We start from the raw sequence: 11057 nt of genomic DNA on the forward strand, positions 1-11057 counted from the left end.
GTCCGGGGTCGCGATCCACCGGGTCCCCGCGGCCCACCGGCATGGAAGGAGGGCAGCGATGTCCAAGCGTGGACGCAAGCGTCGTGCCCGCAAGGGGAGCAAGGCCAACCACGGCAAGCGCCCCAACGCCTGAGCCAGGCGTCGAGACGACGAAGGCCCCGTCCCGCATCAGCGGTGACGGGGCCTTCGTCGTCCGGCCCCCTCCCGGGTCCCGCCTGAGCCTGCGAAGGGTGGGAAGGAGGGGGTCCTTCCTCAGTCGCCGGTGCGCTCGACGCTGATGCGCTCGACCGACACCTGCGTGCCGTCCTCCTCGAAGGAGACGCTGGTCAGCTGCATCTTGATCCGCTCGCGCAGGGACGGCGGCGGGGCGTCGCCACCGCAGCGACGCCGGACCAGCGCCTTGAACTCCTGCTCGATGCCGAACTCACGGAGACAGGAGGAGCAGTCCTCCAGGTGTTCCGCGATGACGGCACGACGGGCGTCGTTCGTCTCCTGGTCGAGGAACTCGAAGACGTGGGTGAGCACGTCGTCGCAGGAGTTGATCTCGATCGGCTCGCCGGCCTGAGGAGCGTCGTCGGTCATCAGGAGCTCGCCTCCTCACCGGCTCCGGCGCGGACGAAACCGCGCTCTCGGGCGTAGTCGGCCAGCAGCTTCTGCAGCCCGCGGCGACCGCGGTGCAGCCTGGACATCACCGTGCCGATGGGCGTGCCCATGATCTCGGCGATCTCCTTGTAGGCGAACCCCTCGACATCGGCCAGGTACACGGCCAGGCGGAAGTCCTCCGGCAGCTGCTGCAGGGCCTCCTTGATGTCGGAGTCGGGGAGGTGGTCCAGCGCCTCGATCTCGGCCGACCGCAGACCGCTGGAGGTGTGCTCCTCGGCCGCGTAGAGCTGCCAGTCCTGCACCTGGTCGGTGGGGTACTGCTGCGGCTGGCGCTGCTTCTTGCGGTAGCTGTTGATGTAGGTGTTGGTCAGGATCCGGTACAGCCACGCCTTGAGGTTGGTGCCCTCGGCGAACTGGTGGAAGGCCGAGTAGGCCTTGACGAACGTCTCCTGGACCAGGTCCTCGGCGTCGGCCGGGTTGCGGGTCATCCGCAGCGCGGCCGGGTAGAGCTGGTCGAGGAAGGGCAGCGCGTCGCGCTCGAAGCGCGCGTCCCGCTCGGCACGGGTCTCGGCGACCTCGGTGCGGCTGCCGCCCTCACGGGCGTCGGGCACATCCACCGGGCCGGACGTCTGACCCGGGTTCTCGATCGCGGACTCCTCAGGCACCGACCGTCCTCTCCGGCGCCCCGGGACGCGGGGCACCACGTCGGTCGATCCTAGCCGCGCGCCATCGGGGCGGCCCGGCGGCCGCCGGTGCGGGGTCCGCGGGCGGGGTTGGGAGACGGTGCTGCTCACGGCCGGTGCAACCGGCTCCCCCCGGCGTCGATTCCCGCCGCAGTGGGAAAGCCCGGACGCGTCCTAGGCTCCCGCCGTGGCGTCGACCCCGGCCGTGCGGTCGCTGGAGAAGGCCGCCGTGCCGCACACCCTGCACCCCTACGACCCCGAGCACCCCGCCGGGCAGGGTCATGGCGAGGCGGCGGTGGCTGCTCTGGGTGCCGATCCGCGGCAGGTCTTCAAGACGCTGGTCGCGCGGGTCGACGGCGCGCTGACGGTCGCCGTCGTCCCGGTGGCCACCACCCTGGACCTCAAGGCGCTGGCGGCCGCTGCGGGTGGCCGCAGGGCAGCGATGGCCGAGCCCGCCGACGCCGAGCGGGCCACGGGTTACGTGCTCGGCGGCATCAGCCCGCTCGGGCAGAAGAAGTCGCTCCCGACCGTGGTCGACGAGTCGGCCCTCGGCTTCGGCACGGTGCTGGTCAGTGCCGGCCGGCGGGGCCTTCAGGTGGAGATCCCGCCGGCCGACCTCGTCCGGCTCACGCGCGCCCGGACGGCGCCCATCGGTCGCTGAGGTCCGGCGAGCGCCGCAGCCCCGCGAACTGCAGGACGGCGAAGGCCGCGACCACGACGGCCTGGAGGACCACCCAGACGGCGCCGGTCGTGGTCGGGGTGCCCACGTCGGCCGCCACGACGACGAGGCTCCCGGCGACCCAGAGGAGGTTGCCCACGATCACCGCGCCGACCGCGGGGCGCAGCGGCCGCTCCGCCACGAGCCAGACGCCCGCGGCGTAGACGAGCAGGAAGATCCCGAGTCCGCGGAGGTGGCCGGACGGGAGACCGAGCAGGTCGGAGAGCGGTCCGGTGAGCAGGAGGTAGGCCGCCCCGTTCAGCCCGGAGACGACGGCATCGGTCCGGAGCGCGAGACGGAGCAGGGACGGGGCGGTGGCGGTGGTTGTCATGCCGCCACCGTGGAGCTCCCGGTGAGGCAGGTCGATTACCTCGCAGGTAAGCGACGGGGAGCCGCTTCCTCGCTACGTTCGCCGCCGTGAGCGTCGTCGAGACCGCCCCCGTGGGTGCGCTGCTGCGCGACTGGCGGCTGCGCCGCCGGCTCAGCCAGCTGGACCTGTCCAGCGAGGCCGGGGTGTCCGCCCGGCACCTGAGCTTCGTCGAGACCGGCCGCTCGCGGCCCAGCCGCGAGATGGTGCTGCACCTGGCCGAGGAACTCGGGATCCCCCTGCGCGAGCGGAACGAACTGCTGCTCGCCGCGGGGTACGCCCCGGTCTACGGACGGCGGGACCTGACCCACCCGGACATGGGCGCCGTCCGCGAGGCCATCGACCTGGTCCTGGCCGCCTACGAGCCGTATCCGGCCGTCGTCGTCGACCGGGAGTGGAACCTGGTCGCCGGCAACCGGAGCGTCGCCCTGCTCACCGACGGCGCAGCCCCGGGGCTCCTCCAGCCGCCGGCCAACGCCCTGCGGCTGGCCCTGGACCCGCGAGGCCTGGCTCCCCGCATCCTCAACCTGCCGCAGTGGCGCACCCACCTGCTGACCCGGCTGGCACGGGAGGCCCACCTGAGCGCGGACGGCGAGCTGAGCTCGCTGCACCGCGAGCTGAAGGCTCTCCCTGGCGGGTGGGACCCCCGGCCGCCCAACGGCATCATGGTGCCGCTGCGGCTGCGGCACGACGCCGGTCCGCTGTCGTTCCTCAGCACGGTCACCACGTTCGGCACCGCCGTCGACCTCACCGCCGCCGAGCTGAGCATCGAGGCGTTCCTCCCCGGCGACGCGCACACCGCCGACGTCCTGCGACGTGCGTGAGGGCGAGCTCAGCCGTACGGCGTGAGCAGCTGGTCGACCGGGGCGTGGTCGTCGGTGAGGACGTCCGCGTCGCCGATGAACCGGTCGAGGTCCGTACCCTGCGCCACCCGCCAGATCAGGTCGTGGTCGGTGAGCCGCTCGGCGAGCGCGTCCGCGGGGATCGGTGACCGCGAGGCGACGGCGACCAGGTTGCCGCCGTCCTCACCGGCCAGGACCGGGATCCGCGCCAGCAGCGCGACGTGCGGGAAGACCGCCCGCAGGGTGGCCAGCTCGGCGCGGACGAACCCCAGCGGCGGGTGGTCGATGAGGTTGATCGCGTAGACGCCGTCGTCGGCCAGGGCACGGTCGACCAGCTCCACCGCTTCGCGGGTGGTGAGCTGCCACGGCACCGCCAGGCCGCCGAAGGCGTCGCCGACGACGAGGTCGCGCTCGCCGGCCGGCTCCTCGCCCAGTCCGACGCGGCCGTCGGCGACGGTGACCTGCAGCCGGTCGGAGGTCTCCAGACCCAGCTGCTCGCGGTCGATCCGGACGACGCCCGGGTCGACCTCGATCACCCGGCTGCGGGTGCCGGGCCGCACTTCCGCCAGGTACCGCGGCAGGGTCAGCCCTCCCCCGCCGAGGTGCAGCGCCGAGAGGGGCTCGCCCTCGGGCCGGAGCACGTCGCTCACCGCTGCGATGGCGCGGACGTACTCGAACTCCAGGTGCGTGGGGTCGGCGAGGTCGACGTAGGAGTGCCGCAGCGTGTCCAGCCGCAGCACCCGCCCGCTGTCCCGTTCGGGATCGGCCTCGACCCGCGCGCAGTGGTAGGCCGTCTCCTCCTCGCACGGCGTGGGCGCGAGGGCGGCGAGCAGGGACCCGGCCACCGCGAGGACGACGAGGGCCGCCGGCGCCCGCCCGTGCCCGCTCACCCGCTGCAGCATCACCCCCAGGGCCACCCCCACGGCGACCGTGACCACGCCGGTGCCGACCAGGATCACGCTGCTCGGCAGGACCGCGATCAGCAGGAACCCGGTGACGAACGTGGCGGCGATCGCGCCGAGGGTGCCGATGCCGGACAGCCGGCCCACCACCGCGCCGGTCTCGTCCAGGTTCGACAGCTGCAGCTTCACCACCATCGGCGGCACCGCGGAGAGCAGGGCCGCCGGCACCACGACCGCGACAGCGGCCAGCAACAGCACCGCCCCCGCGTCGGCCCCGCTCACCAGCGAGCCGGTGAAGCGCACGAGCGGAAGGACGGCGATGACCAGGGCTCCGCCGGCCACCATCAGAGGGGCGATGAGGCGGCGCGGATCGACCCGGTCGGCCACGGCGCCGCCGGTCCAGGCACCGAGCGCGATGGCGGCCAGGGCGAACCCGATGACGGCGGTGCTCGTCTGCAGGGTGACGCCGACGTAGGGGGCGATCAGCCGCAGGCCGACGATCTCCATGACCAGCACGGCGCCGGAGCTCAGGAACGTGACGGTGGCGGCCACCCAGCCGGGAAGCGGTGGACTGGCCTGCGGTGCGTCGGGAACCTCGTCGGAGGTGCTCGTCACGGTCAGAACAGCGCGGGCTGGTCGGCGGGCTCGGCCACCGACTCGACCCGGGCCACCAGGTCCCGCCCGTTGTTGGCGACGTTGTTCACGGCGGTGCTCACCGGCCGCAGCTCCAGCGCCTCCACGACCTCCGGCGGCGTCGGCGCGGCGAGCTCCTCGACGTCCTCCCGGGCGGGGTCCAGCCACTCCGACCACCGCTCGGGCGGCAGGACGAGGGGCATGCGCTCGTGGATCTCGGTCAGCGAGCCGACGGCCGGGGCGGTGACCACGGTGCAGGTGTACAGCCGGTCCTCACCGCGCCCCCACACCTCCCACAGCCCGGCGAACGCGAGCCCCGAGCCGTCCTGCGGCGTGATGAAGTAGGGCTGCTTCGTGGGCGAGTCCAGCCGCTTGGCCCACTCGTACCAGCCGTCGGCCGGGACCAGGCAGCGCCGCGACCGGGCCGCCGTCCGGAACGCCGGCTTGTCGGCGAGCGACTCGACCCGCGCGTTGAGCATCCGGTTGCCCACCGACGCGTCCTTGGCCCAGGAGGGCACGAGCCCCCAGCGCACCGCCCGCAGCTCCCGGTGCCCGCCGCCGGTCAGCGCGCCCTCGGGATCGCGCTCCTTCTTCCAGCGGACGACGTGCACGTCCTTGGTCGGCGCCACGTTGTAGTCCGCCGGGAGCGGGGACTGCCCCTCGGCCGGGATCGCCTCGAACTCGAGGGCGAGATCCTCCGGCTTGCGACTGGCGGCGTACCGACCGCACACGGGCGCCTCCTCGACCAGGTTCGGCTGTCCGTTCGCACTGTAGGCGCGCCCCCCGACAGGGACCCGCCCGTGACAAGTCGGAAGCCTTTGGGGTAGGCCTCTGTCGGAACAGTCGACGAGAGACGAGGATCACCCGCGTGACCGCAACGCAGAACGCTCCCACGACCGCCAGCGACAGCGCCGAACGGCGCTACGCCACCGTCAACCCGTTCACCGGGGAGACGGAGAAGGAATTCCCGTTCACCGAGACGTCGGAGATCGACGGCATCATCGGCACGGCGCACTCCGCCTACCAGGAGTGGCGCGAGCGCTCGGTCGAGGAGCGCGCGGCCGTCGTCCAGCGCGCCGCCGAGCTGATCGACGAGCGGATCATGGACTACGCCGCCCTCGTCACCAAGGAGATGGGCAAGCGCCGCGACGAGGCCTTCGGCGAGCTCTTCATCTGCTCGATGATCCTCAAGTACTACGCCGCCAACGGCGCCAAGTTCCTGGAGCCCACGCCCATCGAGCCGATGATGGGCGGCGGCGAGGCGCTGATCGAGACCAAGCCCGTCGGCGTCCTGTTCGCCATCGAGCCCTGGAACTTCCCCTTCTACCAGGTGGTCCGCGTGGCCGGCCCCAACCTGGTCCTGGGCAACACGGTGATCCTCAAGCACTCGGAGATCACGCCGCAGTGCGCGGTCGCCATCGAGCAGCTGTTCATCGACGCCGGTGCTCCTGCCGGCGTGCTCACCAACACCTTCCTGCGCATCGCCGACGTCGAGCAGGTCATCGCCGACCCCCGCATCCAGGGCGTCACGCTGACCGGCAGCGAGCGGGCCGGCTCCTCGGTCGCCGCGCTCGCCGGCAAGCACCTCAAGAAGTCGGTGCTCGAGCTCGGCGGCAGCGACCCGTTCATCGTGCTCGACGCGGACGACATGGAGGCCACCGTCAAGGCGGCCACCGCGGGACGCATGCAGAACACCGGGCAGGCCTGCACGGCGTCCAAGCGGCTGATCGTGACCGAGCAGCACTTCGACTCCTTCGTCGAGGGCCTGAAGCAGGCGTTCACGACCTTCGCCCCCGGTGACCCGGCCGACCCGGAGACCTCGCTGGCCCCGATGTCGAGCGAGCGGGCGGCCGCGGACCTGCAGGCGCAGATCCAGGACGCCATCGACAAGGGCGCCACCGTGGTCGCCGGCGGCAAGCGCCCCGAGCACGCCGGCGCGTTCGTGGAGGCCACGATCCTCACCGACGTCACCCCGGACATGCGGGCCTACCGCGAGGAGCTGTTCGGTCCCGCGGCCGTCGTCTACAAGGTGAAGGACGCCGACGAGGCGGTCGCCCTGGCCAACGACAGCGACTTCGGCCTGGGCGCCACCGTCATGAGCAGTGACCTCGACCGCGCGCGGTCGGTGGCCGAGAAGCTCGAGGCGGGCATGGTCTGGATCAACCAGCCCACCGGCTCCTCCCCCGAGCTGCCCTTCGGTGGCATCAAGCGGTCCGGCTACGGCCGCGAGCTCTCCGAGCTGGCGATGTTCGAGTTCGCCAACCGGCGGCTGCTCCGCACCATCCCGGTGAAGAAGGCCGAGAAGCCGCAGGCAGGCTGAGCGGGTGCACGGAGGTGCGGCGCGGACCGGGCAGACTGAGCACGTGAGTGACGTCTGGTCCGCGCCGCACCACCCGTCCCCCGTCGACGCCGTCGTCCCGCTGCCCGGGTCCAAGTCGCTGACCGCCCGGGCCCTGGTCCTGGCGGCGCTGGCCGACGGGCCGAGCCGGCTGGTGCGTCCGCTGCGGGCGCGCGACACGGAACTGATGGCCGGCGCGCTGCGCGCGATCGGCGTCGTCATCGAGGACGCCGGCGACGGCGACTGGCTGGTCACCCCCGGAGAGCTGCGGGGTCCGGCCACGGTCGACGCCGGCCTGGCCGGCACCGTCCTGCGATTCCTCCCGCCGGTGGCCGCGCTCGCCGAGGGCCCGGTCACCGTGGACGGCGACCCCCGGCTGCACGACCGGCCGAACGCCGGTCTGATCGCGGGGCTGCGCGCCCTGGGCGTGCAGGTCGACGACGGCGGCAGGGGCAAGGCGCCGTTCACCGTGCACGGCACCGGCCGGGTGCGCGGCGGCGCCGTGGAGGTCGATGCCAGCGAGTCCTCGCAGATGGTGTCCGGCCTGCTGCTGGCGGCCGCCCGGTTCGACCAGGGCGTCGACCTGACGGTGGCCGGCGGGCTGCCGTCGCTGCCGCACGTGGACATGACCGTCGTGACCCTGCGCGAGCACGGCGTGGACGTCGTCGCCACCGACCGCGGCTGGCGGGTGGCGCCCGGGCCGATCGCGGCGCTCGACCGCGTGCTGGAACCGGACCTCTCCAACGCCGCCCCCTTCCTGGCCGCCGCGTTGGTGACCGGCGGGCGGGTGACCGTGCCCGACTGGCCCGAGGTCACCACCCAGCCCGGAGCGCAGCTGGACCGGCTGCTCGTCCTCATGGGCGGGGAGGTCGAGCGCACGCCGGAGGGCCTGCAGGTCACCGGCACGGGCGCGATCCGGCCGCTGGTCGCCGACCTCGGGGAGGTCAGCGAGCTGGTGCCGGTGCTGGCCGCTCTCGCCGCCCTCGCGGACGGCCCCTCGCGGTTCACCGGCGTCGCGCACATGCGCGGGCACGAGACCGACCGGCTGCAGGCGCTCGACGAGGTGCTCACCGCCGTCGGCGCCTCCGTGCGGCAGCTGCCCGACGGGCTGGAGATCGAGCCCGGTCCGCGCCGACCCGCGCTGCTGGACTCCTACGCCGACCACCGCATGGTCATGGCCGCCGCGGTCCTCGGGCTGGCGATCGACGGCGTCGAGGTGGCCGACCCCGGGGCGGTCACCAAGACGCTGCCCGACTTCCGCGAGCGCTGGGCGCGGCTGCTGAGCGAGCCGATCGGGGCCTCCCGCTGAGCGGCCACCAGCGCGACGCCCGGCGGATGGACGAGGACGACGTCCGCGTGCGACCCAGCCGGCGCGGGTCCCGTCCGCGCACCCGCATCCGCCCTGCCCACGCCGACGCCGTCGACGGGCTGGTGGTGGCCGTCGACCGGGGCCGCATGACCGTCCGGGTCGAGGGTCCCGACGGCGCCGTCGACGTCACGGCCATGCGCGCCCGGGAGCTCGGCAAGCACGGCGTCGTCGTGGGCGACCGGGTCCGCCTGGTGGGCGACACCAGCGGCCGCACCGACAGCCTGGCGCGGATCGTCACCATCCAGGAGCGGACGACGTCGCTGCGCCGCACCGCCGACGACACCGATCCCACCGAGCGGGTCGTCGTCGCCAACGCCGACCTCCTGGTCATCGTCACCTCGGTCACCGACCCCGAACCCGCACTGGGCTTCCTCGACCGCTGCCTCGTCGCCGCCTACGCCGGAGGGCTGCAGCCGCTGCTCTGCCTGACCAAGACCGACCTCGCCTCGGCCGAGCCGCTGCTCGAGCGGTACGCGGGGCTGCGGCTGGACGCCGTGCCGATGTCGCGCGAGCAGCCGCTGGACGAGCTGCTCGGGTGGATCCACGACCGGACCAGCGTCTTCGTGGGACAGTCCGGCGTCGGCAAGTCGACGTTGGTGAACCGGCTCGTCCCGGACGCGCTGCGGGCCGTCGGCGACGTGAGCAAGATCGGCAAGGGGCGGCACACGTCGTCGTCAGCGGTGCTGTTCGACCTGCCGGGCGGTGGCACCGTGATCGACACCCCGGGGATCCGGTCGTTCGGCCTGGCCCACGTGACCGCGGCCGACGTGCTCTCCGCGTTCGAGGAGATGTCCGACGTCGCCGCTGACTGCCCGCCCGGGTGCGGGCACACCGCCGAGGACCCCGATTGCGCGCTGGACCCGTGGGCGGCCGCCGGGCCCCCGGAGCGGCAGGAGCAACTGGACGCCCTCCGCGTCCTGCTCGCCGCCGTCGGCCAGGTCGGCCCCGGCTACTGAGCAGCGTCGGGCCTCAGACGTCCACGTAGCCGCCGCTGCGCCAGTAGACGCCGGCCTCGCGGGTGAGCAGCCCTTCGTCGACCAGGTACCGCCGCAGCGCCGCGACGTCGGGGTACCAGACCGCCAGCAGCCCGTTGACCTCCCGCTCGGGATAGCGGACGCCGGGTTCGAACACCCGCACCAGGTGGCCGAGCACGACCAGTCGTTTGCCGCGGTGCGCCGGGATGGACGCCAGCCGCCCGTCGCGCACGAACGCGGACAGGACGGCGTCCTCGGCGGGGTCGTCCGACAGCGGCTCGGGAGGGGGTGCGGCCTCGGCGGCCGCCCGGGCGGCCGCACCGAACCGCTCGCTGTGCAGGGCGAGCAGGTGCCCGTCGCGGTGCACGAGCCCGGCCCGGGACAGCCGGCGGGCTGCCAGGGCGACCTCCTTGAGCGGAAGCCCCGACGCCTCCGCGGCCTCCTCGATGCTGCCCGCTCCCAGCGCCAGCGCGGCCACGACCTTGAGCCGGGCCGGGTCGGCCAGCAGGCCGGCGATCGTCGCGGCGTCCACGCCCCGACGGTAGCCAGGCCGGGCCGAACGGGGCCGGTTCAGCGGTCTTCGGCGCAGTCCCGACTAGGTTGGGTGCCCATGACGTCGGTCCGGGGCTTCGCAGAGGACATGCGGCTGGCACACGTGCTGGCCGACCAGGCCGACTCGATCAGCATGGAGCGCTTCAAGGCGCAGGACCTGACGGTCGACACCAAGCCCGATCTGACCCCGGTGACCGACGCCGACCGCGCGATCGAGGAACAGCTGCGGATCTCCCTCAGCCGGGCCCGCACGCGCGACGCGGTGATGGGCGAGGAGTTCGGGACGACCGGTCACGGCTCCCGCAAGTGGGTCCTCGACCCCATCGACGGCACCAAGAACTTCGTCCGGGGCGTGCCGGTCTGGGCCACGCTCATCGCCCTGATGGACGGCGACGAGGCGGTCGTCGGCCTGGTGTCGGCCCCCGCGCTGAACCGGCGCTGGTGGGCGGCGAAGGACGTCGGCGCGTGGACCGGCCGCCGACTGGAGAACGCCGTCCGCTGCACCGTCTCCGGCGTCCAGGCGCTCGACGACGCCAGCCTGTCCTACTCGAGCCTGTCTGGCTGGGAGGAGCGGAACGCCCTCGACGGCTTCCTCGACCTGACCCGCTCGGTGTGGCGCACCCGTGCCTACGGGGACTTCTGGAGCTACGTGCTGCTGGCCGAGGGCGCCGTGGACATCGCCTGCGAGCCCGAGGTCTCGCTCTGGGACCTCGCCGCGGTCGACGTCATCGTGCGGGAGGCCGGTGGCCGGTTCACCGACCTGACCGGTGCGCCCGGGCCGGCGGGCGGCAGTGCGCTGGCCACCAACGGCGCCCTCCACGACGCCGCCCTGCGGCACCTGCGCCCCGCGACTCCCTGAGCGGCTCAGCCTCCGCCCGCCGCCCAGCGCCGCTGGGCCTCGTCGAGCCGGGCGTCGGCTCGGGGCTCGACCAGCGGGCCCGGCCGGCGCGGCGGCACCACGTCGACGCCGACACCGCGGGCGGCCAGCACGGCGGCACCCACGGCCGAGGCGCTGCGTAGCCGTAGGTGCCGCACCGGGCGGCCGAGGACGTCGGCGAGGGTCTGCTGCACCAGCG

At 73.7% G+C, this 11057-nt stretch carries 14 protein-coding genes; 7 read left to right on the forward strand and 7 right to left on the reverse strand.

Annotated features, from left to right (window positions below; genetic code table 11):
• The first annotated feature begins 58 nt into the window (after positions 1-58).
• Positions 59-133: a 50S ribosomal protein bL37 gene (locus BN344_RS21180; protein WP_155858885.1), complete on the forward strand. Its 75-nt coding sequence runs from the start codon at positions 59-61 to the stop codon at positions 131-133.
• A gap of 119 nt (positions 134-252) precedes the next feature.
• Here BN344_RS21180 and rsrA read toward each other — a convergent pair whose 3' ends face one another.
• Both rsrA and BN344_RS09600 read right to left on the reverse strand, forming a co-directional pair.
• Positions 253-582, reverse strand: coding sequence for a mycothiol system anti-sigma-R factor (gene rsrA, locus BN344_RS09595; protein WP_040338347.1), 330 nt, complete (start codon positions 580-582; stop codon positions 253-255).
• Positions 582-1268: a sigma-70 family RNA polymerase sigma factor gene (locus BN344_RS09600; RefSeq protein ID WP_081788519.1), complete on the reverse strand. Its 687-nt coding sequence runs from the start codon at positions 1266-1268 to the stop codon at positions 582-584. The genes rsrA and BN344_RS09600 overlap by 1 nt, the downstream gene beginning before the upstream one ends.
• Before the next feature lie 205 nt (positions 1269-1473).
• On the opposite strand from BN344_RS09600, the gene ybaK reads away from it, so the two are divergent.
• Positions 1474-1947 carry a Cys-tRNA(Pro) deacylase gene (gene ybaK, locus BN344_RS09605; protein ID WP_040338348.1) on the forward strand — a complete coding sequence of 158 codons (474 nt, stop codon included), beginning with the start codon at positions 1474-1476 and terminating at the stop codon, positions 1945-1947.
• On the opposite strand, the gene BN344_RS09610 is transcribed toward ybaK, so the two are convergent.
• Positions 1913-2335 carry a hypothetical protein gene (locus BN344_RS09610; RefSeq protein WP_051515759.1) on the reverse strand — a complete coding sequence of 141 codons (423 nt, stop codon included), beginning with the start codon at positions 2333-2335 and terminating at the stop codon, positions 1913-1915. The two genes, ybaK and BN344_RS09610, sit on opposite strands and share 35 nt — an antisense overlap.
• 86 nt (positions 2336-2421) lie before the next feature.
• Here BN344_RS09610 and BN344_RS09615 point away from each other — a divergent pair, with 86 nt between their 5' ends.
• The gene (locus tag BN344_RS09615; RefSeq protein ID WP_040338349.1) at positions 2422-3195 is read left to right on the forward strand and encodes a helix-turn-helix transcriptional regulator; all 774 of its coding nucleotides are present in this window, start codon (positions 2422-2424) and stop codon (positions 3193-3195) included.
• 8 nt (positions 3196-3203) lie between these two features.
• Here BN344_RS09615 and BN344_RS09620 read toward each other — a convergent pair whose 3' ends face one another.
• A complete protein-coding gene (locus BN344_RS09620; RefSeq protein WP_231486691.1) occupies positions 3204-4730 on the reverse strand; it encodes a fused MFS/spermidine synthase in 1527 nt (508 codons plus the stop codon).
• A 2-nt stretch (positions 4731-4732) separates the two neighbouring features.
• Entirely contained in the window at positions 4733-5479 is a 747-nt protein-coding gene (locus tag BN344_RS09625) for an SOS response-associated peptidase (protein ID WP_040338350.1), read from the reverse strand.
• 137 nt (positions 5480-5616) lie between these two features.
• Here BN344_RS09625 and BN344_RS09630 point away from each other — a divergent pair, with 137 nt between their 5' ends.
• Genes BN344_RS09630 through rsgA form a run of 3 tightly spaced genes read left to right on the forward strand, consistent with a single transcriptional unit; the run spans position 5617 to position 9411 of the window.
• On the forward strand, positions 5617-7068 hold the full coding sequence (locus BN344_RS09630) for an NAD-dependent succinate-semialdehyde dehydrogenase (protein WP_040338351.1): 1452 nt from the start codon (positions 5617-5619) through the stop codon (positions 7066-7068).
• Positions 7069-7111: 43 nt separating this feature from the next.
• The gene (aroA, locus tag BN344_RS09635) at positions 7112-8395 is read left to right on the forward strand and encodes a 3-phosphoshikimate 1-carboxyvinyltransferase (protein WP_040338352.1); all 1284 of its coding nucleotides are present in this window, start codon (positions 7112-7114) and stop codon (positions 8393-8395) included.
• 26 nt (positions 8396-8421) lie between these two features.
• Positions 8422-9411 (forward strand): ribosome small subunit-dependent GTPase A, encoded by a 990-nt coding sequence (gene rsgA / locus BN344_RS09640; RefSeq protein WP_040338353.1) that lies wholly within the window; start codon positions 8422-8424, stop codon positions 9409-9411.
• Between the two features lie 13 nt (positions 9412-9424).
• Here rsgA and BN344_RS09645 read toward each other — a convergent pair whose 3' ends face one another.
• Entirely contained in the window at positions 9425-9961 is a 537-nt protein-coding gene (locus tag BN344_RS09645) for a DUF2087 domain-containing protein (RefSeq protein ID WP_040338354.1), read from the reverse strand.
• Between the two features lie 78 nt (positions 9962-10039).
• Here BN344_RS09645 and hisN point away from each other — a divergent pair, with 78 nt between their 5' ends.
• Complete coding sequence (gene hisN / locus BN344_RS09650; RefSeq protein ID WP_040338355.1) at positions 10040-10840, forward strand: histidinol-phosphatase; 801 nt, start codon at positions 10040-10042, stop codon at positions 10838-10840.
• A 5-nt stretch (positions 10841-10845) separates the two neighbouring features.
• On the opposite strand, the gene BN344_RS20250 is transcribed toward hisN, so the two are convergent.
• Positions 10846-11052, reverse strand: coding sequence for an FGGY-family carbohydrate kinase (locus BN344_RS20250; protein ID WP_051515760.1), 207 nt, complete (start codon positions 11050-11052; stop codon positions 10846-10848).
• Positions 11053-11057 lie beyond the last annotated feature (5 nt).

Origin of the sequence: Candidatus Blastococcus massiliensis AP3 (genome assembly GCF_000582785.1) — a bacterium.
GTDB lineage: Bacteria > Actinomycetota > Actinomycetes > Mycobacteriales > Geodermatophilaceae > Blastococcus > Blastococcus massiliensis.

Coding starts and splice junctions, on each gene's coding strand:
- rsrA (WP_040338347.1), bottom strand. CDS start 582: ATGACCGACGACGCTCCTCAGGCCGGCGAGCCGATCGAGATCAACTCC.
- BN344_RS09610 (WP_051515759.1), bottom strand. CDS start 2,335: ATGACAACCACCGCCACCGCCCCGTCCCTGCTCCGTCTCGCGCTCCGG.
- rsgA (WP_040338353.1), top strand. CDS start 8,422: ATGGACGAGGACGACGTCCGCGTGCGACCCAGCCGGCGCGGGTCCCGT.
- hisN (WP_040338355.1), top strand. CDS start 10,040: ATGACGTCGGTCCGGGGCTTCGCAGAGGACATGCGGCTGGCACACGTG.